Annotated in this window: 23 protein-coding genes; 9 read left to right on the top strand and 14 right to left on the bottom strand. The window is 58.4% G+C overall.

The features are described from left to right. Window positions 1-10 precede the first annotated feature (10 nt). Window positions 11-1,228, top strand: a complete 1,218-nt coding sequence (gene alaC, locus KBP52_RS25550) for an alanine transaminase (protein ID WP_077574233.1) — start codon at window positions 11-13, stop codon at window positions 1,226-1,228. Between the two features lie 177 nt (window positions 1,229-1,405). On the opposite strand, the gene KBP52_RS25545 is transcribed toward alaC, so the two are convergent. Together KBP52_RS25545 and KBP52_RS25540 are read right to left on the bottom strand one after the other, a co-directional pair. Next, the gene (locus KBP52_RS25545; RefSeq protein WP_008082018.1) at window positions 1,406-2,761 is read right to left on the bottom strand and encodes a GntP family permease; all 1,356 of its coding nucleotides are present in this window, start codon (window positions 2,759-2,761) and stop codon (window positions 1,406-1,408) included. A gap of 82 nt (window positions 2,762-2,843) precedes the next feature. Continuing rightward, window positions 2,844-3,377 carry a gluconokinase gene (locus tag KBP52_RS25540; protein ID WP_007917804.1) on the bottom strand — a complete coding sequence of 178 codons (534 nt, stop codon included), beginning with the start codon at window positions 3,375-3,377 and terminating at the stop codon, window positions 2,844-2,846. 216 nt (window positions 3,378-3,593) lie between these two features. Here KBP52_RS25540 and KBP52_RS25535 point away from each other — a divergent pair, with 216 nt between their 5' ends. Further along, window positions 3,594-4,625 (top strand): LacI family DNA-binding transcriptional regulator, encoded by a 1,032-nt coding sequence (locus tag KBP52_RS25535; RefSeq protein WP_212621240.1) that lies wholly within the window; start codon window positions 3,594-3,596, stop codon window positions 4,623-4,625. A gap of 169 nt (window positions 4,626-4,794) precedes the next feature. On the opposite strand, the gene KBP52_RS25530 is transcribed toward KBP52_RS25535, so the two are convergent. Next, window positions 4,795-5,670 (bottom strand): LysR family transcriptional regulator, encoded by an 876-nt coding sequence (locus tag KBP52_RS25530; protein ID WP_212621239.1) that lies wholly within the window; start codon window positions 5,668-5,670, stop codon window positions 4,795-4,797. A 121-nt stretch (window positions 5,671-5,791) separates the two neighbouring features. Between KBP52_RS25530 and KBP52_RS25525 the strand changes: the two genes are divergently transcribed. The 3 genes from KBP52_RS25525 (at window position 5,792) to KBP52_RS25515 (ending at window position 8,483) form a co-directional block, all read left to right on the top strand. After that, on the top strand, window positions 5,792-6,232 hold the full coding sequence (locus tag KBP52_RS25525) for a PACE efflux transporter (RefSeq protein ID WP_212621238.1): 441 nt from the start codon (window positions 5,792-5,794) through the stop codon (window positions 6,230-6,232). A gap of 125 nt (window positions 6,233-6,357) precedes the next feature. Beyond that, window positions 6,358-7,782 carry an MFS transporter gene (locus KBP52_RS25520; RefSeq protein ID WP_212621237.1) on the top strand — a complete coding sequence of 475 codons (1,425 nt, stop codon included), beginning with the start codon at window positions 6,358-6,360 and terminating at the stop codon, window positions 7,780-7,782. Between the two features lie 155 nt (window positions 7,783-7,937). After that, window positions 7,938-8,483 (top strand): hypothetical protein, encoded by a 546-nt coding sequence (locus KBP52_RS25515; protein WP_212621236.1) that lies wholly within the window; start codon window positions 7,938-7,940, stop codon window positions 8,481-8,483. Between the two features lie 128 nt (window positions 8,484-8,611). Here the strand turns inward: KBP52_RS25515 and KBP52_RS25510 are convergent, their stop codons facing one another. From KBP52_RS25510 to KBP52_RS25490, 5 genes are all read right to left on the bottom strand, one after another. After that, complete coding sequence (locus tag KBP52_RS25510) at window positions 8,612-9,931, bottom strand: PAS domain-containing methyl-accepting chemotaxis protein (protein WP_212621235.1); 1,320 nt, start codon at window positions 9,929-9,931, stop codon at window positions 8,612-8,614. A gap of 566 nt (window positions 9,932-10,497) precedes the next feature. Continuing rightward, on the bottom strand, window positions 10,498-11,511 hold the full coding sequence (locus KBP52_RS25505; RefSeq protein WP_212621234.1) for an ABC transporter substrate-binding protein: 1,014 nt from the start codon (window positions 11,509-11,511) through the stop codon (window positions 10,498-10,500). Then, window positions 11,508-12,035: a sigma-70 family RNA polymerase sigma factor gene (locus KBP52_RS25500; protein ID WP_212621233.1), complete on the bottom strand. Its 528-nt coding sequence runs from the start codon at window positions 12,033-12,035 to the stop codon at window positions 11,508-11,510. The genes KBP52_RS25505 and KBP52_RS25500 overlap by 4 nt, the downstream gene beginning before the upstream one ends. 188 nt (window positions 12,036-12,223) lie before the next feature. Beyond that, window positions 12,224-13,015: a PhnD/SsuA/transferrin family substrate-binding protein gene (locus KBP52_RS25495; protein ID WP_212621232.1), complete on the bottom strand. Its 792-nt coding sequence runs from the start codon at window positions 13,013-13,015 to the stop codon at window positions 12,224-12,226. Between the two features lie 139 nt (window positions 13,016-13,154). Further along, window positions 13,155-14,096, bottom strand: coding sequence for a fatty acid desaturase (locus KBP52_RS25490; protein ID WP_212621231.1), 942 nt, complete (start codon window positions 14,094-14,096; stop codon window positions 13,155-13,157). Between the two features lie 325 nt (window positions 14,097-14,421). On the opposite strand from KBP52_RS25490, the gene KBP52_RS25485 reads away from it, so the two are divergent. Continuing rightward, a complete protein-coding gene (locus KBP52_RS25485) occupies window positions 14,422-14,838 on the top strand; it encodes a GNAT family N-acetyltransferase (protein WP_212621230.1) in 417 nt (138 codons plus the stop codon). A gap of 123 nt (window positions 14,839-14,961) precedes the next feature. Here KBP52_RS25485 and def read toward each other — a convergent pair whose 3' ends face one another. The 3 genes from def to KBP52_RS25470 all read right to left on the bottom strand — a co-directional run bounded on the left by def (window position 14,962) and on the right by KBP52_RS25470 (window position 16,809). Next, complete coding sequence (def, locus tag KBP52_RS25480; RefSeq protein WP_016983685.1) at window positions 14,962-15,501, bottom strand: peptide deformylase; 540 nt, start codon at window positions 15,499-15,501, stop codon at window positions 14,962-14,964. 2 nt (window positions 15,502-15,503) lie between these two features. Then, the gene (locus KBP52_RS25475; RefSeq protein ID WP_034153379.1) at window positions 15,504-16,454 is read right to left on the bottom strand and encodes a YihY/virulence factor BrkB family protein; all 951 of its coding nucleotides are present in this window, start codon (window positions 16,452-16,454) and stop codon (window positions 15,504-15,506) included. A 163-nt stretch (window positions 16,455-16,617) separates the two neighbouring features. After that, window positions 16,618-16,809, bottom strand: a complete 192-nt coding sequence (locus tag KBP52_RS25470; protein WP_008082339.1) for a CsbD family protein — start codon at window positions 16,807-16,809, stop codon at window positions 16,618-16,620. Window positions 16,810-17,006: 197 nt separating this feature from the next. On the opposite strand from KBP52_RS25470, the gene KBP52_RS25465 reads away from it, so the two are divergent. Further along, window positions 17,007-17,384, top strand: a complete 378-nt coding sequence (locus KBP52_RS25465; protein WP_007917843.1) for a hypothetical protein — start codon at window positions 17,007-17,009, stop codon at window positions 17,382-17,384. Between the two features lie 253 nt (window positions 17,385-17,637). Here the strand turns inward: KBP52_RS25465 and fadD1 are convergent, their stop codons facing one another. Both fadD1 and fadD2 read right to left on the bottom strand, forming a co-directional pair. Next, window positions 17,638-19,335, bottom strand: a complete 1,698-nt coding sequence (gene fadD1 / locus KBP52_RS25460) for a long-chain-fatty-acid--CoA ligase FadD1 (RefSeq protein ID WP_212621229.1) — start codon at window positions 19,333-19,335, stop codon at window positions 17,638-17,640. 356 nt (window positions 19,336-19,691) lie between these two features. Then, the gene (gene fadD2 / locus KBP52_RS25455) at window positions 19,692-21,380 is read right to left on the bottom strand and encodes a long-chain-fatty-acid--CoA ligase FadD2 (RefSeq protein WP_116029959.1); all 1,689 of its coding nucleotides are present in this window, start codon (window positions 21,378-21,380) and stop codon (window positions 19,692-19,694) included. A 200-nt stretch (window positions 21,381-21,580) separates the two neighbouring features. Here fadD2 and KBP52_RS25450 point away from each other — a divergent pair, with 200 nt between their 5' ends. After that, the gene (locus KBP52_RS25450) at window positions 21,581-22,525 is read left to right on the top strand and encodes an alpha/beta hydrolase (protein ID WP_212621228.1); all 945 of its coding nucleotides are present in this window, start codon (window positions 21,581-21,583) and stop codon (window positions 22,523-22,525) included. 42 nt (window positions 22,526-22,567) lie between these two features. Continuing rightward, window positions 22,568-23,038 carry a MaoC family dehydratase gene (locus tag KBP52_RS25445; protein WP_003227420.1) on the top strand — a complete coding sequence of 157 codons (471 nt, stop codon included), beginning with the start codon at window positions 22,568-22,570 and terminating at the stop codon, window positions 23,036-23,038. Window positions 23,039-23,435: 397 nt separating this feature from the next. Here KBP52_RS25445 and KBP52_RS25440 read toward each other — a convergent pair whose 3' ends face one another. Continuing rightward, window positions 23,436-23,903, bottom strand: coding sequence for a PA2169 family four-helix-bundle protein (locus tag KBP52_RS25440; RefSeq protein WP_034153383.1), 468 nt, complete (start codon window positions 23,901-23,903; stop codon window positions 23,436-23,438). Window positions 23,904-24,083 lie beyond the last annotated feature (180 nt).

The following is a 24,083-nucleotide window of genomic DNA, read 5'->3' as shown; positions in this document are numbered from 1 at the left end:
CGAGGCAACAATGGCCGAACAAGGTTCGCCGCGCCGCTTTGCGCGCATAGATCGACTCCCCCCTTACGTTTTCAACATCACCGCCGAGCTGAAGATGGCCGCGCGTCGTCGTGGTGAAGACATCATCGACTTGAGCATGGGCAACCCCGACGGGGCTACGCCGCCGCATATTGTCGAAAAACTCGTACAGGTTGCGCAACGCGAAGACACCCACGGTTACTCGACGTCCAAAGGCATTCCGCGCCTGCGCCGGGCGATTTCCAACTGGTACAAGCAGCGCTACGAGGTCGATATCGACCCGGAAAGCGAAGCCATTGTCACCATCGGTTCCAAGGAAGGCCTGGCGCATTTGATGCTGGCGACCCTCGATCAGGGCGACACCGTGCTGGTGCCGAACCCGAGCTACCCGATTCACATCTACGGTGCGGTGATTGCCGGCGCCCAGGTGCGTTCGGTACCGCTGGTGCCGGGCGTGGACTTCTTCGACGAACTGGAACGGGCCATTCGCGGCTCGATTCCGAAACCGAAAATGATGATCCTCGGCTTCCCGTCGAACCCAACCGCGCAATGCGTGGAACTGGATTTCTTCGAACGGGTGATCGCCCTCGCCAAGCAGTACGACGTGCTGGTGATTCACGATCTGGCTTACGCCGACATCGTCTACGACGGCTGGAAAGCGCCGTCGATCATGCAGGTGCCGGGCGCCAAGGACATTGCGGTGGAATTCTTCACTCTGTCGAAGAGCTACAACATGGCCGGCTGGCGCATCGGTTTCATGGTCGGCAACCCGGAACTGGTCAACGCCTTGGCGCGGATCAAGAGCTACCACGACTACGGCACCTTCACCCCGCTGCAAGTGGCGGCGATTGCTGCGCTGGAAGGTGATCAGCAATGCGTGCGCGACATCGCCGAGCAGTATCGCCAGCGCCGTAATGTGCTGGTCAAAGGTCTGCATGAACTGGGCTGGATGGTCGAAAATCCAAAGGCGTCGATGTATGTCTGGGCGAAGATTCCTGAGCAGTACGCGCATCTGGGTTCGCTGGAATTCGCCAAGAAACTGCTGGCCGAGGCCAAGGTGTGCGTCTCGCCGGGGGTCGGCTTTGGTGAGTATGGCGATGACCATGTGCGCTTTGCGCTGATCGAAAACCAGGACCGGATTCGTCAGGCTGTACGCGGGATTCGCGGGATGTTCCGGGCGGATGGATTAGTCGCAAAAACTGGCGGCTAACGCAAAACCTGTAGGAGTGAGCCTGCTCGCGATAGCGGTGTGTCAGTCACCGTAAATGGCACTGACACACCGCTATCGCGAGCAGGCTCACTCCTACAAGGGAATGTGTCCGGCCTCGAAATTTCACCCACAAAAAAACCGCATCGCTGCGGTTTTTTTGTGCCTGCAAAGCGTCGCTTAAACGAACAGCGACAGCAGCAGGATAAAGCCCAACGCAACCACCGACAGGATGGTTTCCATCGCCGTCCAGGTCTTGAACGTCTCGGCCACGGTCATGTTGAAGTACTGCTTCACCAGCCAGAAACCGGCGTCGTTCACGTGGGACAGGATCAACGAGCCGGCACCGGTAGCCAGCACCAGCAGCTCACGGTTAACGCCCGGGATCATCCCCACCACCGGCACCACAATGCCCGCGCCGGTAATGGTTGCCACAGTCGCCGAACCGGTCGCGATACGAATCACTGCCGCCACCAGCCACGCCAGCAGGATCGGCGAGATCTGCGCGCTGACCGCCATGTGGCCGATCACGTCGCCCACGCCGCTGGTCACCAGCATCTGCTTGAAGCCACCGCCAGCACCGATGATCAGGATGATCGCGGCGGTTGGCGCCAGACTTGCGTCGAGCCACTTGAGCATCTGCTGGGAACCGATGCCCTGCTTGTGGCCGAAGGTGTACAGCGACAGCAGCAACGCCAGCAGCAGCGCGGAGATCGGGTGACCGATCATGTCCATCCAGGTACGGAAGAAGTGACCGTCCGGCAGCGCCACGTCAGCGAAGGTTTTCAGCAGCATCAGGAACACCGGCAACAGCACGGTGATCAGGGTGATGCTGAAGCTCGGCAGCGTGGTCGAGTCGTCGTTTTCACGGGCCAGTTGATCGACCAGCTCCTGATTCGGGTGACCCGGAATGTGCTTGGCGATGAACGTACCGAAGATCGGACCAGCAATGATCGCGGTCGGCAGCGCAACGATCAGACCATAAAGAATGGTCTTGCCGATGTCAGCGCCGAACACACCGATGGCCAGTAGCGGACCCGGGTGCGGTGGCACCAGACCGTGCACGGCGGACAGACCGGCGAGCAGCGGGATACCGATCTTGATGATCGACACGCCAGTGCGGCGCGCAACGATGAACACCAGTGGAATCAGGAGCACGAAGCCGATTTCGAAGAACAGCGGAATGCCCACCAGGAATGCGGCGAACATCATTGCCCACTGGACTTTGTCTTTACCGAACGCACGGATCAGGGTCTGGGCGATCTGATCCGCCCCGCCCGATTCGGCCATCATTTTGCCGAGCATGGTGCCCAGCGCGAGGATGATGCCGACGAAACCGAGCACGCCACCGAAGCCGTCCTGGAACGCCTTGATGATGGTGCCGATCGGCATGCCTGACGTCAGGCCGAGGAACGCGGCGGCGATGGTCAGGGAAATGAACGGGTGAATCTTGAATTTGGTGATCAGGATAATCAGGCCGATTACCGTGACCACTGCATCGAGCAGCAGGAACGTCTCATGGGACATGCCAAACATTGGGGGTGTCTCCTGGATTGTTGTTGTTATTAAAGCGGGTTAAACAGAAGTCGGGAGGACAGCGCTATCTCTTTCAACACACTCATACCGCCTGCTTCAGACCGTGGGCCTGCCACCAGACGTGAGCCTGGGACGCCAGTTCTTCAACGCTGTGGATCGAGGCATTCAGGGCCAAGGTCAACGGTTCGCCCTTGGGCGACTCGAGGGTGGCGAACTGGCTTTCGATCAACGTGGCCGGCATGAAGTGGCCCGGACGATGGGACACACGTTCAGCGGCGACTTCAGGGGTCAATTCAAGAAACACGAAGCCCAGGCCCGGCAAGGCACTGCGCAACACTTCGCGATAACTGTGTTTAAGGGCCGAGCAGGTCAGCACTGGGCGTTTGCCCGATGCATCGACACGACGCAGTTCATCGCACAGGCTGTCGAGCCAGCCGGCACGGTCGTCGTCGTTCAGGGGGATCCCCGCGCTCATCTTTTCGATGTTCGCGGCCGGATGGAAAGTATCGCCTTCAATGGCAGTGGCGCCGCTCAATTGGCACAGGGCCTCGCTGACGCACGTCTTGCCGCAACCGGCAACGCCCATGATGACCAGGGCGGTGATGGGATGACTCATATAACACCTCAGCGCGCAGACAGCGCTACCTTTGCTAGCTATGACTCTAGTGCACAGGCAGAAGTTGCCGACGCCTTCTTGTCGTTTTTTTGGGTTGCAGCAGGTTTGTTCCCAACGCCAAAAAGCGAAGATCAGGCAGGACCTCGCTTACGCATTTACAGCTGCATCAGGACAGCGCTACCTTAGTGCCTTGATTTTTGTTTGGCAAGCCGCCCGATGACCTCCCCTAAAAACGATAAAAACACTCGCACCACCGGCCGTCCCACCCTGAATGAAGTTGCCCGCCTGGCCGGTGTCAGCCCGATTACCGCCTCCCGCGCCTTGCGTGGGGTCAGCACGGTCGCCACGGAACTTGTGGAAAAAGTGCAGAAAGCCGCCCTCGAACTCAACTACGTGGTCAACCCTGCCGCCCGCGCTTTAGCCTCGGCGCAAAGCCATTCGGTGGTGGTTCTGGTGCCTTCGTTATCCAACTTGCTGTTCATCGATACGCTGGAAGCCATTCATCGGGTGCTCACGCCCAAGGGCTTCGAAGTGCTGATCGGTAACTTCCACTACTCGCGCGATGAAGAAGAAAACCTGCTGCGCAACTACATGGCTTATCAGCCGCGCGGTTTCTTGTTGACCGGGTTTGATCGCACGGAAAGTTCGCGGCGGATGATCGAGGCGAGCAACATTCCCTGCGTGTACATGATGGAACTGGACAGCGCCGCCGGGGTGAATTGCGTCGGCTTCTCGCAGCTCAGTGCCGGTGAAACGGCGGCCGAGCATTTGCTCTCCCGTGGGCGCAAACGCCTGGCTTACATTGGTGCGCAACTTGATCAGCGAACCCTGCTGCGCGGTGAAGGTTTTCGCAAAGCGCTGCAGAAGGCCGGCCGTTATGACCCGGATCTGGAAGTGCTGACGCCTCGCTCTTCATCGGTGGGCTTGGGCGGGGAATTGTTTTTGCAGTTGCTCGCGGCGCATCCGGATGTTGATGCAATCTTTTTTGGTAACGACGATTTGGCGCAGGGAGCGTTGCTGGAAGCACTGCGCAACGGCATCAAGATTCCCGAGCAAGTGGCGATTCTTGGTTTCAACGACTTGCCGATGTCCGAGTACATGGTGCCGCGCCTGAGCAGCATCAACACCCCGCGTGAAGCGATCGGCCGGCGCGCGGCGGAGCAGATGCTGACGTTGATGGCCGGTAACTCGGTCGCGCGCCCGGTCGAGGACATGGGTTTCGAACTGAAGATCCGCGAAAGTACCTGACGCTGTCGCCCCCCCGCAGGTTTTATGTGGTGCTCACAAATGCTGAGTTGAAACACAACCCTTGTAGGAGTGAGCCTGCTCGCGATAGCGGTGTGTCAGGCGACGCATGTGTTGAATGACACTCCGCTATCGCGAGCAGGCTCACTCCTACAGGGGATCTGCGCAATGTTCAATGGCTGAGCAGGTCGACGAGGGCCAGTGCGCCTTTTTGTAAGGGCTGGCTCTTGAGCCACACGGCATGCACCGGCATCACCAGTCCGTTTTCGATGTTGCGGAAATTCAGCCGTTTCAGCCGTCCGCTGTCCAGTCGCGGCTGCACCACCGACAGCGGGAAGTTGCCCCAGCCCAATCCCGCCTCGACCATTTCTATCGCCGTCTCAAGACTGTCGGTGCGCCAATACGACTCCGCCACCAACGGCCGCGTTTCACTGATCGGCAAGTCGCGACTGGCGACGATGATCTGCCGTACATGCACCAGATCTTCCAGAAACAGGTCCTGCTGCCCCCGCAACAACGGACTGTCCGCCGCCAGCGTGGCGATCATCCGCTCGCTGCCGACAAACTGAAAACGCTCCAGCACATTCATGCTCAACCCGGCAAACGCCAGGCACACGCTGACGCGGCCGCTGTGCAGCATCGCCAGCACGTCATCCTGCGGCGCGGTCAGCACTTCGATGTCGAGCAGCGGATGCCGCTCGGCGATCACCTTGATCGCCGCCAGCAAACGACGGCGATCGATGTCCGCGACCACGCCGATCGACAACTTGCTCTCCAGCCCCAATGACAATTCCACGGCATGCACTTGCAGTTGCTTGAGTTGCTCGGCGATCAGCCGTGCGTGCGGCACCAGCGACAGCGCCATCGCCGTGGGTTGCGGTTCGCGATGACTGCGGTCGAACAGCAGATAACCCAGTTCGGCCTCGAGGTTGCCAATGCTCATGCTGACGGCGGAAGGCACTCGACCTAATGCGCGAGCCGCCGCTGAAAACGAGCCGCGTTCGATCACCGCAAGAAACAGCTCAATGCTGTCGCTGTTGAAATTCACTTTTCACACCTATCAACAAAACTGAAAGCTACTGACTTTTTCTGTCAGCCCTATTGAAGCTATCTTTCGCCGCCTTCGCCAGTCCTACTGGCCCAAAAGTCGCAAGAAAGAGGCAATCCCCATGCAAGGCGTCAAACGCAAACTCGTCTACGTATCGCTCTACGAAGTGATCGGCATGACCTTCTCCGCCCTCGGTCTGGCGCTGTTGTCCGGCACCTCGCCAGGCAGCACCGGGCCATTGGCGGTGATCATCACCACCATCGCCGTGACCTGGAACTTCATTTACACCTCGCTGTTCGAGCTCTGGGAAAGCCGCCAGATTTCGCGTACTCGCACAGTTAAACGCCGCATCGCCCACGCCGTCGGCTTTCAACTGACGCTGATCGTGTTCCTGATTCCGTTGATCGCGTGGTGGATGAACATCAGTCTGGTGCAGGCGTTTCTGCTGGATCTGGCGCTGATCATTTTCATCCCGTGCTACACGTTCGCGTTCAACTGGCTGTTCGACCGGATCTTCGGCTTGCCGGCCTCGGCGCTACCGGATTCGACGGCTGCGGCATAAATCGTTAACTGGTAAGCAGATATTGCAAGAATTCAGCGGTTTATCTGTTTAATCAGCCGATATTCACAATCCGTGAACTCCGATAGCAGGCTAAGCTTTTCCATCAATAAAAAATGGATCAGCCCATGACTGCACACGCCCCCGCCGCCGCGCAAAGCGACGGCATCGACCCGATCCGCGCCGCTCAGGTGTCCGCCCGAATTGATCGCCTTCCGGCGGTCGCGACGATCTGGCGGATGGTGGCGCTGCTGTCGATCGGTGGTTTCTTCGAACTCTACGATCTGTTCCAGACTGCCTACATCAGCCCCGGGCTGATTCGCGATGGCATCTTTGCCACCGGTAATCAGGGTGTGTTCGGTTTCTCTGATCAAGCAGCGTTTGCTTCGGCGACGTTCCTCGGCCTGTTCCTCGGCGCCAGCCTGCTCAGCCCGTTGGCCGATCGCTTCGGCCGCCGCGCGATCTTCACCTTTGCCCTGGTCTGGTACACGGTGGCGACGGTGTTGATGGGCATTCAGAGTTCGGCGCTGGGCATCATTTGCATGCGCTTTCTGGTTGGCATCGGTCTGGGGATCGAACTGGTAACCATCGACGCCTACCTCTCGGAACTGGTGCCCAAGCGCATGCGCAGTTCGGCGTTTGCCTTTGCGTTTTTCGTGCAGTTCCTCTCGGTGCCGGCGGTGGCGCTGATGTCGTGGTGGCTGGTGCCGCAAGCGCCGTTCGGTATCAGCGGCTGGCGCTGGGTGGTGTTGGCCAGTGCGGTGTTTGCGCTGTTTATCTGGTGGCTGCGCAAGCGTCTGCCGGAATCGCCGCGCTGGCTCGCGCAGCATGGCCGCTTTGATGAAGCCAAGCGGATTCTCGATGGCATCGAAGCACGCTGCGAGAAGGATCACGGCAAGCCACTGGACGTGCCCGAAACGGTCCCGGTCGACGTCGAAGGCAAGGGCCGCTTCGCCGATATCTGGCAGCCACCGTATCGTCGTCGCGCATTGATGCTGATCGTTTTCCACATTTTCCAGGCGATCGGTTTCTTCGGTTTCGGCAACTGGTTGCCGGCGTTGCTGTCCGGCCAGGGCGTCAGCGTCACCCACAGTTTGATGTACGCGTTCATCATCACCCTCGCCTACCCGCTCGGGCCGCTGCTGTTCGTGAAATTCGCCAACCGTTTCGAGAACAAATGGCAGATCGTCGGCTCGGCCCTCGGCGCAATGACCTTCGGCACCTTGTTCGCTCTGCAGACCAGCGCGTTCGGGCTGATCTTCTGCGGAGTGATGATCACGTTCTGCAACGCCTGGTTGAGCTTCAGTTATCACTCGTATCAGAGCGAATTGTTCCCGACCAACATCCGCGCCCGCGCCGTCGGTTTCTGTTACTCGTTCAGTCGTTTGTCGACGGTGTTCAGCAGCTTGTTGATAGGTCTGTTTCTCGACAACTTCGGCACACCGGGCGTACTGGCGTTCATCGTCAGCAGCATGCTGATCGTGATGCTGACCATCGGCTGGTTCGGTCCGCGCACACGCAATCTGGCGCTGGAGAACATTGCCCATCGCTGACGGGCGCAACGGTCATCCTCTGCCGCTTATCGGCAATGGATGACCGTCGCGAACACCTGACCGACGATCAACCTGTTGAAATAAAACGACTTATTGAGAAGGCACGGTAATTGCTCCGATACGCCAGTCAGCAATTACCTACAGGTCTACACGTCATGTTGATCAGTGCCAAACAACAGCAAATCATTCATCTGCCCAAAGCGCTGAATGACGATGCGACGTCCATCGCCGCAGCCGGTCTGCAAGGTGGTCTGCACGGCGCCATGCTGCAAACCCTGCAAAACCAGACCCAGGCGCAAACCGCTGAAGCCACCGCCAAGGTGCAGGACTCGGCCACGCAGATCGCCACCCAGCAAGTCAGCGAAGCCTCGCGTATCAGCGACAACGTCGACGAAGCGTTTGCCAAGACCCGCGTCAACCTGCAAGCCACCGATGCCACCACGGCCTCGGCAACATCCGCCACCGATGAATTCAAGGACTACATGAGCAAGACGCCGGAACAGCGTCTGCGCGACAGTATCCTGCAGTCGATGGGGCTGACCGAAGACGACATCAAAGCCATGCCGCCGGAGAAACAACTGGCCATCGGCAAAGAGATCGCCGAGCGCTTGCAGGACAAGATGAAGTTGGCCCAAGCGGAGAAAGACAACGATGTGAAGGACAGCGACAAGCAGGCGGACAAGTTTCTCGCCGCACTCTGATCTCGGGTCTAAATGAAAATCCCTTGTAGGAGTGAGCCTGCTCGCGATTGCGGCTAGTCAGTCACCGAAGATGTCACTGATATACCGCTATCGCGAGCAGGCTCACTCCTACAGGTTTGGCTGCGTTTTCAGTTCAATTGCAGCGTTTCATTGAACTGGCTGATCGCATCCACCACATGCCGTGAGCCCTGCTGAATCTCCTGAATCACCGCCCCCGCCTCGTTCGCCAGCTCCACGCCAAGCCCGGTACGACTCAGGCTCGACTGCATACTCGACACCGCACTCAGCGACAGGTCATGGTTCTTGCGTACCACATCGACAATTTCCAGGGTCGCCTGACTGGTCCGCGCCGCGAGGCTGCGCACCTCATCCGCGACCACCGCAAAACCACGCCCATGTTCACCGGCCCGCGCCGCTTCAATCGCAGCGTTAAGTGCCAACAAGTTGGTCTGGTCGGCAATCCCGCGAATGGTCTGCACGATGGTACCGATGATGTCTGACTGTTTGCTCACCGCATCGATACTCGCCGCCGCTTCGTTGAGGTCGCGGGAAATGTCCTGAATGATCTGCACGGTTTGCTGTACGACTTGTGAGCCTTTTTGCGCGCAGGCATCGTTTTGTACCGAGGTGCTGTGGGCCGATTCGGCAGCGTTCTGCAACGTGGTCATCTGATGGGTGATGTCGCTGGCGAACTTGACCACTTTGTACAAGCGGCCCTTGGCGTCGAACAGTGGGTTGTACGACGCTTCCAGATAGACCATGTGCCCGGACTTGTTCTTGCGCTCGAAACGGTGCGAGTGATATTCGCCGCGATTGAGTGAGGCCCAGAATGCCTTGTACTGCGCAGACTCGGCTTCGGCACGATGGCAGAACAGGCTGTGATGATGGCCGACGATTTCGTTGAGCGAGTACTGCATGGTTTGCAGAAAGTTGTCGTTGGCGGTAATGACGTTGCCTTCCGGGGTGAACTCGATCACCGCCATGGAGCGGCTGATCGCCGCCAGCATGCTTTCTTCTTCGTGTTCTTTATTCACTCGAGCAGTGATGTCGGCAGCGACTTTGATTACGCTGCGGACTTGTTTGTCCGGGCCATAAACCGGCATGTAACTGGCTTCGAGCCAGACTTCCCTGCCGGCCTTGTTCAAACGCAGAAACGTTCCGCTGATCGGCTCACCGCGCGCCAGGTCACGCCACAATTTGGCGTACTCCTCACTGCGATAGAAAGCCTCTTCACAAAACACCCGGTGATGTTTGCCGCGTACTTCATCGGCACTGTAGCCCATGGTCTTGCAGAAGTTTTCATTGGCATCGAGAACGATGCCGTCAGGGCTGAACTCGATCATGGCCATCGAACGGCTGATCGCGGCCAGTTTGGCGTTGGCCTCGGTCAGGGCGCAGCTGAAGCGCTCGATTTCCTGCAGGTCAGCCTTGTGATGTAGGTTGAACATGGTTGTATCACCTTCCGCGCGGACTTTTGATTTGATGAAAGTTCAGTTCTTTCACGATCCACCACTACGTTCCACAGAACAGGCACACGCATTCCTCCACGGGAGGAAGTTGTCAGGTGATAAATGATGATCAATCGGAGCGTCCATGCAGCGACGCTCTAATCAAGACATCCTTCTCTTGATAGCCCGCATGCGGGCCAGCCCTAACGCGTTGAAGAACTTCCATGTAAGCGACGCTCCTTGTTGGTTCAGTGTCGGTGCCTTGGGTTGCGCACTCTGGCAGCATGAATTCACGGACTAACCCTGTGGATCAGCCATGTTTTGACATGACGGTCGACATAGTTAGTTACGAGAAGCATAGCCAGTGCAAAGGCCTGCGCAAGGCCACTAGTCGGCCAGTATCTGGCACTTTTTGCACAAGAAACGGTTCAGCGCGGGGAGAATTGTCGGCGGGGCGGACGTTTTCGCGAGCAAGTTAGCTCCCGTAGGAGAAACGCATTCCAATGTGGGAGCGAGCCTGCTCGCGAAGGCGCCATATGAAGCACTACAAAAACAACAGAAACGACTTACAGACTTCCGCTCACCTTGGTCGCCACCTCAGCAGGCACCCAAGGCTTCCAGACCTGCGGCTGCTCACGCAAAAACGCCTGCGCCACCACTCTCGGCTGCAAACGTTTTTCGCTCATTCCCGCCAGCGTCTGGTTCAACAGATCAATCGGCAAATCGACTTTCTCGAAGAACGCCACCAACTCCGGATACTGCACCTTGAACGGCGCCGACACGCCAATCGCCAGACTCGCCGGCATCGACCGGGTGCCTTTTGGATTCGGGTTATTGGCATCGGCGAGGGTTTTCCAGGCCTCGGCATCGAACGGCGGTTCTTCCAGTTTCACCAGTTTGAATCGACCCAGCAGCGGCGTCGGCGACCAGTAGTAGAACAACACCGGTTTGCCCCGTTTGATCGACGACGCCACCTCGGCATCCAGCGCCGCGCCGGAACCGGTGCGGAAATTCACGAAGCTGTCGTTCAGCGCATAGGCCTTGAGCTTCTGGCTGTTGACGATCTCCGAAGTCCAACCGGTCGGGCTGTTGAGGAAACGCCCGCGAGACGGATCTTCCGGGTCGCGGAACACGTCTTTGTAGCGCGGCAGATCGGCCACAGATTTCAACTCCGGCGCCAACGCTTTGATGCCGCGCTCGGGGTCGCCCTTGATCACATACTCCGGCACCCACCAGCCTTCGGTTGCGCCTTTGACCGTGTCGCCCAAACCGAACACCTTGCCTTCGGCGGCCGCTTTGACCCACGCCGGACTGCGCCCGGCCCATTCTTCGCCGATCACCTGGATATCGTTTTTCGCCAGCGCCGCTTCCAGGCTGACGGTACTGCCGGGCAACGTGTCGGTCGGGTAGCCGTAGCCTTTTTCAACGATCAGGCGCAGCACTTCGGTGATGAAACTGCCGCTTTCCCAAGTGATGTCGCCGAAGTGGATCGGCGCGGTTTTTTCCGTCGCCGAAACAGCGCCAACACTCAGGCTCAACGCCAGCAGCGAAGTGCCGAGCAGGGTTTTGATCGATCTCATGCGGACCTCTTGTCTTGCAGGGATTGGTTGGCGCTGTGGCGATCGCACAGCGCTTGGGAACGGCTCATGTACTCGCTGACCGAGCGCTGGGAGATGCCCAGTTCGGCAGCGATTTGCGGGTAGGTCAGGCCATCGATACGGGCGAGCAGAAACGTCGTGCGGACCTTGGCGGGCAGGCGCTGCAAGCTGTGATCGAGGCGGTTGAGGGTTTGCGATAGCGTGACCAGATCTTCAGGCGAGACGGCGTAATCGACAGCAAGCTGCTGGCGATGACGACGCTCCAGATCACCGCGTCGCCAGCGCTGATAAAGCAGGCGCTGGGCGATGGTCGTCAGCAAGGCGCGAGGTTCGCGGATGGCTCTCAGCCCCGGGGCTTCGAGCAATTGCGCAAAGGTTTCGGCGGCGATGTCTTCGCTGCCGGCCGCGTCGTGCAGATGACCGCGCAGATAAGCACAGAGCCAGCGATAGTGGGCGCGAAACAGCTCGTCCACGGTGTTGCGATGGCAAAGCTCGGCGCCGGACATAGGGGCTCCTGGTTAGGGGTCGCTGAATGTCCGGTGTTCCGGTGGCGCGATCGTAGCAAGGCGCCTTATTCTTTAATAATATTTAAATTTCATTTTTATATGCGATTTGTGAATATAAAAGCACGAGATCGCAGCCTTCGGCAGTTCCTACACCGATCCCCTGTAGGAGCTGCCGAAGGCTGCGATCCTTAGCGCAAGCGGCCATAGCCAAGTCCTTCAGCCTCACGCTGATAGTCGAGCAGGATTTGATAATCGCGCTCACTGGCCGCAAGCACCTCAGGCAATCCCAAGGTCTCCACGACATCAGGGAGTTCGCGCAAGGTTTCATTCATTACCTGTCGGAGCTGCTCGACCTGCTCATCCGTGGCGCTGACGACAGTAATGAACGGCAGGGTCGGGCTCAGGGCACTGCGCGCAATCACCCGCAAGGCACGGACTTCTTCCGACGCATATTGCGCCAGATAGGCGTAGGTGACGCTGTCGATGGCGGCCAGATCGGCGCGGTTTTCGCGCAGCCAACGCAGGCTCTCGCGATGGCCGCCGCTGATGCCGACCGAGGCAAAGAATTGTCCGTCCTGATTCAGTGGCGCCAAGCGCTGACGCAGCAGGTTCATGCCACTATTGGAGTCGTCACTGTTGATCACCCCTCGACTGTTGTGAAAGTCCGCCAGGGTTTTGCGTGGGTCATCAACTCGGCTAATGATCAGGCTGCAATGATTGCCGGCGCTGGCGTCAGGGAGTTCGTAACGGGGCCGGCCGACGATGCGCACTTGCCCGCGCAATGCAGTCATCAGCGGATAGCCGCAGGTTTGTGTGAGCCGCAGATCGGGGGATAACCAGAGTTCGGGCAATGACAGGCCTTCAGCACTCAGGCGGGTGTGGCCAAGTTGCTCGAGAATGCGCGCAATCCAGCGCTCATTGGCTGCGCGGATGGGCTCGGGGGCGACGTACATCAGGAGTTCGGTGTGGTGTTGGGTCATGCACATTTTCCCCGGGCAGCACGTTTCAATGTAGGAGTGAGCCTGCTCGCGATAGCAGTGAGTCAGGCACTGAAAATGTCACTGATATACCGCTATCGCGAGCAGGCTCACTCCTACAGGGTTTTGTGGTGTTCTTGGGTCAGTGGTAAGGATGCTCGGGGCTGTCGATTGGCTTCAAGACATGGCGCCGCCAGAACTCGCCATACCCTTGCACCAGAAACCCGCCACTGCGCGCGATCCATTGCTCGCGATGCATCCGGTAAACCGTGGGCAAGTCGTACCACGCCAGCTTCGGCAAGTCGTGATGCACCAGATGAAAATTCAGATTCAGAAACAACCAGCGCCACGGCCAACCGGCTTCGTTCAACACCGTGCGCTGCTCCGGTTGCGCATGTGGGCGATGTTCATAGTAGGAGCGGATCATCGCGATCGACAGCGCCGGCACGCTGATCAGCAGCAGGTAATGCCAGACCGGCAGCACGCTGAAACGGGTGATGAACCACAGCATCAATAACGTGAGCAGGCCGTGGGTCAGCCACATCAACCAGGCCTGGCGCTCGCCATTCTTCAGCCGCAGCAACTCTTCTTTGGCCAGCGCCATCAGCGCCAGCGGTGCGCCGATCACAAAGCGCCCGAGCACGGTTTTGTTCAACCAGTGCAAGCTGCGTTCAAACAGCGAACTGCCCTGCCAGCCAGCGCGGGTCAGGTAACGGCTTTCCGGATCGACGCCGGGCACGGTCAGATCCTCATCGCGGTGATGCAGCAAATGACTATCGCGATACAACGTGTACGGATACCACACGGCAAACGGCGCATAGCCAAGGATCTTGTTGAAGCGCACCCAGCGCGTCGGATGCCCGTGCAGCAACTCGTGCTGCACCGACAGCCACAACACCAGCAGCGGGATCAACAACAGCGTGCTCAAGGCACGGCCCAGCCAGTGACTGTTGAGCACAATGGCGAACCAGCCAGCATAGACGCCGATCAGCAACAGCCAGGTCGGCCATTCGGTGCGGGCGGTAAAGCGTTGGCGCAGGGTTTCGATCTGCTGACGATGGGCGGCGTCGAAGTAATGGGGCATGGCGTTGCTCGGAACGGGATTCTTGCCCTTCTGTGCAACGACGCGGTGCAATCTTGCAGATTATTTTCGGGTGCAGGCAGGAGCCCGAGAACCGGGCTCCGGAAAGGCGTGATCAGTGACCGAAGATGTCGACTTTCTTGGCTTTCTTCTCCGCGCGTTTTTCAATCGCGGTCTTGGCCGGTTTCTTCTTCGCGGCTTTCTTTGAATCCATACCTTTGGACATGATGCGTACTCCACTCACAGGGGATGTGAGGTCAGGTATACACCTATCCAGAGCCGTGCGTTCTTTTATAATCGTCGCTTTGCCCACCGACAGTCCGATCCCATGCCCGACACCCAATACAGCCTGCTCGACGAGTCGTTATGGCCGTTGATGAACAAGTTTTACCGCAGCCACCAATCCTCGATGAAAGCGGTTCGTGATGCGCAATTGTGGGTCGCGCGGCGCGGAGAGATTGTAGCCGCGTTGTGCTTGCGACCGGTGGCGGGTGGGCATTGGTTGACCGGGTTGTTTGTTGATCCTGGCTGTCGCGAACAAGGGCTTGCCGCGCAGTTGATTGCAACGGCGGTGCAGGATGTGAGCGAGCCGGTGTGGCTGTTCTGTCATCCGGATTTGCGTGAGTTTTATGAGCGACGCGGGTTCACCTTCGACCCGGCGCTGCCGCAAGCGATGGCGGAGCGGTTGAGCCGGTATGCGCGGAGCAAGCCGATGATTGCGATGGAGCTGGCTCCTTCAATCTGACGCAAAACCTTGTAGGAGTGAGCCTGCTCGCGATAGCGGTATGTCTGTCACCGAAAATGTCACTGACAGACCGCTATCGCGAGCAGGCTCACTCCTACAGGGGGGGTGTGGTGTTCCCGGGGATCAATCGTCAGCGGTGGGATCGAGATCCGGGAACATCACTTCGGTAAAACCGAACTTGCTGAAGTCGGTGATGCGCGACGGGTACAACCGGCCGATCAGGTGATCGCATTCGTGCTGCACAACCCGTGCGTGGAAACCTGACGCAACGCGCACAATCGGCTCACCCTTCGGATCAAATCCTTCGTAGCGAATCTGCTGATAACGATCCACCGCGCCACGCAAACCCGGCACCGACAGACAGCCTTCAAAGCCCTCTTCCGTCAGTGGACTCAGCGGGGTGATCAGCGGATTGATCAGGATCGTCTGCGGCACCGCTTCAGCGTCCGGGTAACGTTCACTGTGTTCGAAACCAAAGATCACCAATTGCAGATCGACACCGATCTGCGGCGCAGCCAGGCCAACGCCACCGACGCTTTCCATGGTCTGGAACATGTCGTCGATCAGTTGCCACAGCTCGGGGCTGTCGAACATCTCGGCCGGCACGGGCGGGGCGATGCGCAGCAGGCGCTCGTCGCCCATTTTCAGAATTTCACGGATCATGATCAGACTTCGTCAGTGTCCGGCTTGAGCGAATGATCGCGGCCCAGGCCCGAGACGTGTTGTTTGGGATGTTCATCGAGTTCGCCGGGGACTTTTTCACCCGCATCCTTGCCCTCGCTGGACATGTGCTCGATCACCGCGTTCATCTCGGCGCCGAGCAATAGCACCGCGGCGGAAATGTAGAAGTACAGCAACAGCACGATGATCGCCCCGATGCTGCCATACATCGCGTTGTAGTTGGCGAAGGTTTTCACGTAGAAAGCAAAGCCCAACGAGGCGATGATCCACACCACCACGGCCAATACCGAACCGGGTGTGATGAAGCGGAATTCCTGTTTGACGTCGGGCATCACGTAGTAAATCAGGGCCACGGCGACCATCATCAGAATCACGATCACCGGCCAGCGCGCGATGGTCCACACGGTGACGATGAAGTCTTCCAGCCCCACCTGCGCGGCGATCCAGCCCATCACCTGCGGCCCGAGCACCATCAGCGCGGCGGCCACCAGCAGCATGCCGGCGATGCCGACGGTGTAGAAAATCGACAATGGGAAGCGCTTCCAGACCGGTCGGCCTTCGACCACGTCGTACGCCGCGTTCATCGCACTCATCATCAAGCGCACACCGGCGGATGCGGTGTACAGGGCGATCACGATACCGACTGAAAGCAGGCCACCCTTGGACTGCTGCAACTGGTCAATCACCGGATTGACCTGCTCCAGCGCCTGCGGTGGCAGGACCAGTTCCGACTGCAAGCGCAGCCAGGAGAAAAAGTCCGGCAGGTGCAGGAAACCGATCAGGGCGATCAGGAACAGAATGAACGGGAACAGCGAGAACAGCATCTGGTAAGCCAGTGCCGAGGCGTAGGTCGACATCTCGTCGTCAACGAATTCAGTGACCGTGCGCACCATCACCCGGTGCAGGGGCAGACCTTTCATGTCCGGAAAAATCATTCGCGTCTCCTTTCGCCGCAGAACAGGTTGAAGTCGTGGCGACTCAGGGGCGTTTTTTACATCACGTTAGCCTGTTTGGCGAACCTCGTCGGGTTGCTGCAGGCTTTTGACACAAAAACGGCCATCCTTGGATGGCCGCTCGTGTATTTCGTTCAAGGCTGAGTTACGCCTTGTCGACACCTTTTTTGACCGCGTCCTTGGCTTTGCCGACGGCTTGCTGGGCTTCGCCTTTTTTCTCTTGAATCTTGCCTTCGGCTTGCAGCTTGGTGTTGTCGGTGGCTTTACCGACGCCTTGCTTGACGTTGCCGACCGCTTCGTTGGCCATGCCTTTTACTTTATCGCCTGTGCTACTCATGGTGTTTCTCCTTGGTGCAATTAGGGGGAAAAGTCAGTACGTAATGATTGACTGGCCGGGTTTGCGCCAAGTTTCATTTATTTTCAGGGGTTCATTTCGTCGTGGCGTGCAGGTTGGGCTTTATGTTTGCTGCCCAACCCACGAGAATGCCCACCATATGGGCGCCACGCGCCAGGAACCGATACCGCAGGAATGTTATGAAACTCGATAAAACGCAGGCCATCGCCCGACGCAACAAGGAACTGGGCGGTGCCGTGCTCGGCACCAACAACTGCCACTTCGCCGAACTGAACCGTAACCGCAACATCTGGTGGTTCGACCTGCCAGTGTCGCGTCTGGCCATCGGTCAGTACGAGTGGATTCACTTGCTGATGCACACGCCGGCCACCGATGAACTGCTGCACCTGAAAGTGCCGACGGTGTTTCTGCGTGAAAAGCTTGAAGGGCTGGTGATTCGTAACGAGGGCAAGCGTAAAGCGGCGTTGAGCCTGGAATTGAGTGCGGACAAGGATTCGTATCTGCAGGACATGCGTCCGGCGGGGACTAACGTGAATTTTGCGCCGTTTCGTCAGTAGGATTTGTGCTGTCCCCTTTTCCCCTCACCCTAACCCTCTCCCAAAGGGAGAGGGGACTGACCGAGGTGTTTGGGCGAGCTACACCGACCTGAGATATCGAGTCGAACTCAGGTTCTGAAAGGCCCCCGATCGGCTCCCTTCCCCCTCGCCCCCTTGGGGGAGAGGGTTGGGGTGAGGGGTAGGATTTACCGGGCACTGCAAACTCCCCCGCATACACCAACAAAAAGCCCCGCATCTGCGGGGCTTGGTGTTTTTAGGCGGCGGACTTGGCCTTGATCTTCTTCAGCTCTTCATCCCGCAGCTCGCGACGCAAGATCTTGCCGACGTTGGTGGTCGGCAGCGCATCGCGGAACTCCACCGAGCGCGGTACCTTGTAGCCGGTGACGTTGGCGCGCATGTGCTCCATCACCGTTTCCTTGGTCAGCGTCACGCCCGGTTTGGCAACAATGAAAATCTTGATCGCCTCACCCGACTTCTCGTCCGGCACGCCGATGGCCGCGCACTGCAACACGCCCGGCAAGGTCGCCAGCACGTCTTCCAGTTCGTTCGGGTAAACGTTGAAACCGGAGACCAGAATCATGTCTTTCTTGCGATCGACAATGCGCATGTAGCCGTCCGGCTGGATCAGCGCGATGTCACCGGTCTTCAGCCAGCCTTCGCTGTCGAGCATTTCATCGGTGGCTTCCTGACGCTGCCAGTAGCCCTTCATCACTTGCGGACCCTTGACGCACAGCTCGCCGATTTCACCCAGCGGCTGCTCGACGCCGGAATCATCGATGACTTTGCACAGGGTCGATGGCACTGGAATGCCGATGGTGCCGATCTGGATATTCTGGATCGGATTGACCGTGGCCACCGGACTGGTTTCGGTCATGCCGTAACCTTCGCAGATGGCGCAACCGGTGACCGCTTTCCAGCGCTCGGCAGCGGCCAGTTGCAGGGCCATGCCGCCGGACAAGGTGACTTTCAGCGCCGAGAAATCCAGCTTGCGGAAACCTTCGTTGTTGCACAGCGCCACGAACAGCGTGTTCAAGCCGACGAAACCGCTGAACTTCCACTTCGACAGTTCCTTGACCATCGCCGGCAGATCGCGCGGGTTGCTGATCAGGATGTTGTGGTTGCCGATCAGCATCATCGCCATGCAATGAAAGGTGAACGCATAGATGTGGTACAGCGGCAGCGGCGTGATCAGGATCTCGCAACCTTCATTGAGGTTGGAGCCCATCAGCGCTTTGCACTGCAGCATGTTGGCGACGAGGTTGCGATGGGTCAGCATCGCGCCTTTGGCCACGCCGGTGGTGCCGCCGGTGTATTGCAGCACTGCCACATCGCCGCTATCCGGATTGGCTTCGGCCACCGGTTGGCCCTGGCCCTTGCTCAACACGTCGTTGAACTTGACGGCTTTGGGCAGATGATAGGCCGGCACCATCTTCTTCACGTACTTGATGACGCTGTTGATCAGCAGACGCTTGATCGGCGGCAGCAGGTCGGCGACCTCGGTGACGATGACGTGTTTGACGCCGGTTTTCGGCACCACGGTTTCGGCCAGGTGCGCCATGTTCGCAAGACAAACAAGGGCTTTGGCACCGGAGTCGTTGAATTGGTGTTCCATTTCCCGCGCGGTGTACAGCGGGTTGGTGTTGACCACGATCAGCCCGGCGCGAATCGCACCGAAGACGGCCACCGGGTACTGCAGAACGTTGGGCAGTTGCACGGCGATTCGATCGCCGGGCTGCAAATCGGTATGCTGTTGCAGATACGCGGCAAACGCACCGGACAATTCGTACAATTCACCGTAGGTGATTGTCTTGCCCAGGTTGCTGAAAGCCGGTTTGTTGGCGAAGCGTTGGCAGGATTGCTTCAACACTGCCTGAATGTTCGGATACTCGTCCGGATTGATGTCGGCAGCAATTCCAGCCGGGTATTTATCCTTCCAAAAGTCTTCGATCATGGAAGCCCACTCCTCAGCAACGCGAATTCTTCACCGCATTTGATGCGATTATTATTGGTGTGTGTTTGGTATTGGTGAATCTGGCTTTTATATAGGCCGAGAAGTCACAAAGCGCGCCGAGAGTAGCAGCTTTGCCAAGGGTCGACTAGAGCCAAAAGCGGCCCCTACAGTCACTATGATGACTCAAGACTATCTAGCAGTCATTTTAGAGCAAAAATCCTAGACCACCTTGAAAGCCCCGGTTTTCGGGGACATCGGCCAAAAAAATTCGCGAGCAGGCTCGCTCCCACAAGGATCACATCTTTCCCTGTGGGAGCGAGCCTGCTCGCGAATGCGCGCAGCGCAGCCGTTGATTTTTACGCGATATCGCGCAACTCGCGCCGCAGAATTTTCCCGACAGGCGTCATCGGCAATGACTCACGCAACACGATGTGTTTCGGCACCTTATACGCAGTGAAATTCTCTTTGCAGTAGGCCTTGAGCTCTTCGAGGCTGACCCCGGTTTCCCGCGCCACCACAAACAGCTTCACCGCCTCGCCCGAACGCTCGTCCGGCACACCGATCACCGCGCAGTTGGCGACTTTCGGATGGGCCATCACCACGTCTTCGATTTCGTTGGGGTACACGTTGAAACCGGAGACGATGATCATGTCCTTCTTGCGATCGACGATGCGCACGAAACCGTCCGGATCGATCACCGCGATATCACCGGACTTGAACCAGCCCTCGGCATCCAGCACTTCGGCCGTGGCCTCAGGCTTGTGCCAATAGCCCTTCATGATCTGCGGGCCTTTGATGCACAACTCGCCGCGCTCGCCCATCGGCTGTTCGACACCGTCATCGTTGATGACTTTCAGCAACGTGCCCGGCACCGGCAAACCGACCGTGCCCAGACGCGACTGATCGCCGTACGGGTTGGTGCAGGCCACCGGCGAGGTTTCGGTGAGGCCGTAGCCTTCGGTGATGCGGCACCCGGTCATCTGCTCCCAGCGCTCGGCGGTAGCCTTGACCAGCGCGGTGCCACCGGAGTTGGTGAGTTTCAGGCTGGAGAAATCGAGGGTCTTGAAATCCGCGTGTTCCATCAGCGCGACGAATAAGGTGTTCAAACCCAGCAACGCCGAGAAGCGCCAGTTCTTCAGCTCCTTGATGAAGCCGGCAATGTCGCGCGGGTTGGTGATCAGCACGTTGTGGTTGCCGGAAACCATCATGCACATGCAGTTCGCGGTGAAGGCATAGATGTGATAGAGCGGCAGCGGCGCGATCATCACTTCCTGGCCTTCGCGCAGCAGCGGCTGACCGTCCGGGCCGAGTTGGGCGAGACAGGCGCGCACTTGCTGCATGTTCGCCACCAGATTGCCGTGGGTCAGCATCGCGCCTTTCGCCAGCCCGGTGGTGCCGCCGGTGTATTGCAGCACAGCGATGTCGTCGAGGCTGACCTTCAGCGGCTTGATCCCCAGGCCGCGGCCCATGCGCAGTGCGCTCTTGAAGGAGATCGCCTGCGGCAGCGAATACGCCGGGACCATTTTCTTCACTTTGCTGACCACGGTGTTGACCAGCCAGCCCTTGGCGGTGGGCATCAGGTCGCCCATCTTCGCTTCGATCAGGTATTGAATGTCGGTGTCGGGCAGCACTTCCTGGACTTTCTGGCCGAACATGTTCAGGTACACCAGCGCGCGGGCGCCGGAATCCTTGAACTGATGGCGCATCTCCCGCGCGGTATACAGCGGGTTGGTGTTGACCACGATGAGCCCGGCACGCAGTGCACCGAACACGGCAATCGGGTAATGCAGGACGTTGGGCATCTGTACCGCAATGCGATCCCCCGGCACCAGATCGGTATGCGCTTGCAGGTAACCGGCGAAGGCAGCGCTCTGGCGCTCGAGCTCGGCGTAGGTCAGGGTGATGCCCATGTTGCTGAACGCCGGGCGATCGGCGAACTTCTTGCAGGAACGCTCGAACACCTCGATCACCGACTTGAACTCACCCATGTCGATGTCCAGCGGTACGCCGGCCGGGCGTTTATCGTTCCAGAAATCAGGTTGCATTGTTCTTGTCCTCTTTACCTGAGCCGATCCGGGGCCGCTTTCTGTCATTTCTGAAAAAGCGGAGCTTCACGGACACTAGCAGCTATGGCCATTGAGGCAAATATGGACAAAGCCGTCATTGATCGTGTGAATCTTCCTGCCGTGGCGTGGGCTGATCAGACGCGCTATACAATGATCCGACTCTGAGCAAAGGAATCGCCATGATCCACGACACCCTATGGCTGGACGCGAGTGACCGCAGCCGCCTGTTCGTCAATCAATGGCTGCCTACGGCGCCGTTGAAAGCGGTGATCCTGCTGGCCCACGGCATGGCTGAACATAGTGGTCGCTACGCGCGACTGGCCGACACGTTTTGCGACAAAGGATATGGCGTGTACGCCCCGGATTTGCGCGGACATGGCAAAACCGCCAATCACGGAACCCTCGGCCACTTCGCCGATGACGACGGCTGGTGCAAAGTGCTCGGCGATCTGGCCAGCCTCAATCAGCACATCGGCCAGCAGCACCCCGGCGTGCCGATCATCCTGCTGGGCCACAGCATGGGCAGCTACATCGCCCAAGGTTATTTGCTGCATCACAGCGCCAGTCTGCACGGGGCGATTCTCAGTGGTTCCAACTTTCAGCCTGTTGCGCTTTATCGCGCTGCGCGGCAGATCGCCCGTCTGGAAAAACTGCGTCAGGGTGGCAAGGGCCGCAGTGCGCTGATCGAATGGCTGTCGTTCGGCTCGTTCAACAACAAATTCAAACCGGTGCGCACACGCTTCGACTGGCTGAGTCGTGATCCCGCCGAGGTTGACCTGTACGCCAACGACCCGCTGTGTGGCTTTCGCTGCACCAATCAACTGTGGATCGACCTGCTCGGCGGCTTGCAGCAGATCAGCAAAGCGTCCAATCTCGCGCAGATCGACCCGGGCCTGCCGCTGCTGGTAATCGGCGGCGAATGTGATCCGGTGAGTGAAGGCAAGCGTCTGACAGATCTGGCCAATGCCTTACGCACGGCCGGCAGCCAGCACCTGCAACTGCAGATCTACCCGCAGGCGCGGCACGAATTGTTCAACGAAACCAACCGCGACGAAGTGATCGCGGATGTGCTGGCCTGGATCGATCAGGCCCTGAGCCATCCACGCCCGCATCGCAGCGAATAATTTTTTGTGGATTCATTGAATCCGTTACAGGAATCGAGACCGATGACCCAGGTTACCAACATCCCTTACGAAGCCCTCGAAGTCGGCCAGACCGCCAGCTACAGCAAGACCGTCGAAGAGCGCGACATTCAACTGTTTGCCGCGATGTCGGGCGACCACAACCCGGTGCACCTGGACGCCGAGTTCGCCGCCGCAAGCATGTTCAAGGAGCGTATCGCTCACGGCATGTTCAGCGGTGCGTTGATCAGTGCCGCAGTGGCGTGCGAGTTGCCTGGGCCGGGCACTATCTATATCGGCCAGCAGATGAGCTTTCAGAAGCCGGTGAAGATTGGCGACACGCTGACCGTGCGTCTGGAAATCCTCGAGAAACTGCCGAAGTTTCGGGTGCGCATTGCGACGCGTGTGTTCAACCAGCGTGATGAGCTGGTGGTGGATGGTGAGGCGGAGATTCTGGCACCGCGCAAGCAGCAGACGGTGACGTTGCCGACGCTGCCGGCGATCAGCATTGGCTGATTGATTTTTGGTGTGTCAGTGAGAGCTTTTCCCCCTCACCCCAGCCCTCTCCCCCAGGGGGGCGAGGGGGAAAGGGAGCCGATCTATGTGGATTTCAAATCCCTAGTTCGACTCGGTACCCCAGGTCGGCGTACCTCGAAAGGACACCCCGATCAGCCCCCTCTCCTCCAGTCCTCTCCCTCTGGGGCGAGGGGGAAAGGGAGCCGATCTTGATGCTTTTCAGAACCTGAGTTCACCTTAGATCGCTCAAGTCGGTGTACCTCCCACATTCACCCCAATCAGTCCCCTCTCCCTCCGGGAGAGGGCTAGGGTGAGGGACTCTTGCTCTTGCTCTTGCTTTTCCCAGCCCCATAAAAAAACGCCAGACTAGCTGGCGTTTTTTGTACCCGGCAAACGCTTACGAACGAGCGCGAGCCTGGTTACGCAGCGCTTTCACCTGGTCGTGATTGCGTTGCACACCGTGATACTGGCGTTCAACCAGGTCACGAATACCCACCAGATTGTGCTTGTTGATCTTCTCGATGGCTTCACGATAAGCCTTCAGCGCATGGTCTTCACCACGCTCGGCTTCGTTCAGCACGGCCTCTTCGTCTTTGCCGGTGAACATGGCTTTGACGTCGACCCAGCGACGGTGCAGGTCACCGCTGACGCTGGTGGAGGTTTCCGGATCGCCGCCCAGCTTGCGAACTTCGGCTTGCAGTTCAGCGGCAGCAGTGGCGCAATCAGCGGAGCGAGTGACAAACAGGGTTTTCAGCTCTGGATGTTTGATGTCTTCAGCGCAAGTCTTGAACCCTTCCTGACCGTCCTTGCTGGTTTCAATCAGGTCATTGAGTACAGAGATGGCTTCTTTATTCATGTCGGTCATTTTTCAATTCCTTGCGATTGGTTGAAGATGCAAGGGATATTGCAGCATGCGTGCCAGCTTTTTTATTTCTAATAAACTGTTGTAAATCAATAGCTTAAAGATAAGTGAACTATCTGTATCACGGTTATTTGCATGATCTGTCATTTGGCCTGCATGCAGAATGCCTGTATTTTCCTGATT

It is taken from the genome of Pseudomonas sp. SCA2728.1_7, assembly GCF_018138145.1.
Taxonomy (GTDB): domain Bacteria; phylum Pseudomonadota; class Gammaproteobacteria; order Pseudomonadales; family Pseudomonadaceae; genus Aquipseudomonas; species Aquipseudomonas koreensis_A.
The sequence above is the reverse complement of the archived record's forward strand: the minus strand, read 5'-3'. Positions and strand labels throughout refer to the sequence as shown.

Bases quoted from the DNA above. Each gene is read 5' to 3' on its own strand.
- KBP52_RS25450 (WP_212621228.1), top strand. From the start codon at position 21,581: ATGATCCACGACACCCTATGGCTGGACGCGAGTGACCGCAGCCGCCTG.
- KBP52_RS25540 (WP_007917804.1), bottom strand. From the start codon at position 3,377: ATGAGTCATCCCATCACCGCCCTGGTCATCATGGGCGTTGCCGGTTGC.
- KBP52_RS25510 (WP_212621235.1), bottom strand. From the start codon at position 9,931: ATGTTCAACCTACATCACAAGGCTGACCTGCAGGAAATCGAGCGCTTC.
- KBP52_RS25440 (WP_034153383.1), bottom strand. From the start codon at position 23,903: ATGACCGACATGAATAAAGAAGCCATCTCTGTACTCAATGACCTGATT.
- fadD2 (WP_116029959.1), bottom strand. From the start codon at position 21,380: ATGCAACCTGATTTCTGGAACGATAAACGCCCGGCCGGCGTACCGCTG.
- KBP52_RS25525 (WP_212621238.1), top strand. From the start codon at position 5,792: ATGCAAGGCGTCAAACGCAAACTCGTCTACGTATCGCTCTACGAAGTG.
- KBP52_RS25475 (WP_034153379.1), bottom strand. From the start codon at position 16,454: ATGATTTTTCCGGACATGAAAGGTCTGCCCCTGCACCGGGTGATGGTG.
- alaC (WP_077574233.1), top strand. From the start codon at position 11: ATGGCCGAACAAGGTTCGCCGCGCCGCTTTGCGCGCATAGATCGACTC.
- KBP52_RS25515 (WP_212621236.1), top strand. From the start codon at position 7,938: ATGTTGATCAGTGCCAAACAACAGCAAATCATTCATCTGCCCAAAGCG.
- KBP52_RS25465 (WP_007917843.1), top strand. From the start codon at position 17,007: ATGAAACTCGATAAAACGCAGGCCATCGCCCGACGCAACAAGGAACTG.
- KBP52_RS25445 (WP_003227420.1), top strand. From the start codon at position 22,568: ATGACCCAGGTTACCAACATCCCTTACGAAGCCCTCGAAGTCGGCCAG.
- KBP52_RS25485 (WP_212621230.1), top strand. From the start codon at position 14,422: ATGCCCGACACCCAATACAGCCTGCTCGACGAGTCGTTATGGCCGTTG.
- def (WP_016983685.1), bottom strand. From the start codon at position 15,501: ATGATCCGTGAAATTCTGAAAATGGGCGACGAGCGCCTGCTGCGCATC.
- KBP52_RS25495 (WP_212621232.1), bottom strand. From the start codon at position 13,015: ATGACCCAACACCACACCGAACTCCTGATGTACGTCGCCCCCGAGCCC.
- KBP52_RS25505 (WP_212621234.1), bottom strand. From the start codon at position 11,511: ATGAGATCGATCAAAACCCTGCTCGGCACTTCGCTGCTGGCGTTGAGC.
- KBP52_RS25535 (WP_212621240.1), top strand. From the start codon at position 3,594: ATGACCTCCCCTAAAAACGATAAAAACACTCGCACCACCGGCCGTCCC.
- fadD1 (WP_212621229.1), bottom strand. From the start codon at position 19,335: ATGATCGAAGACTTTTGGAAGGATAAATACCCGGCTGGAATTGCTGCC.
- KBP52_RS25500 (WP_212621233.1), bottom strand. From the start codon at position 12,035: ATGTCCGGCGCCGAGCTTTGCCATCGCAACACCGTGGACGAGCTGTTT.
- KBP52_RS25490 (WP_212621231.1), bottom strand. From the start codon at position 14,096: ATGCCCCATTACTTCGACGCCGCCCATCGTCAGCAGATCGAAACCCTG.
- KBP52_RS25470 (WP_008082339.1), bottom strand. From the start codon at position 16,809: ATGAGTAGCACAGGCGATAAAGTAAAAGGCATGGCCAACGAAGCGGTC.
- KBP52_RS25545 (WP_008082018.1), bottom strand. From the start codon at position 2,761: ATGTTTGGCATGTCCCATGAGACGTTCCTGCTGCTCGATGCAGTGGTC.
- KBP52_RS25520 (WP_212621237.1), top strand. From the start codon at position 6,358: ATGACTGCACACGCCCCCGCCGCCGCGCAAAGCGACGGCATCGACCCG.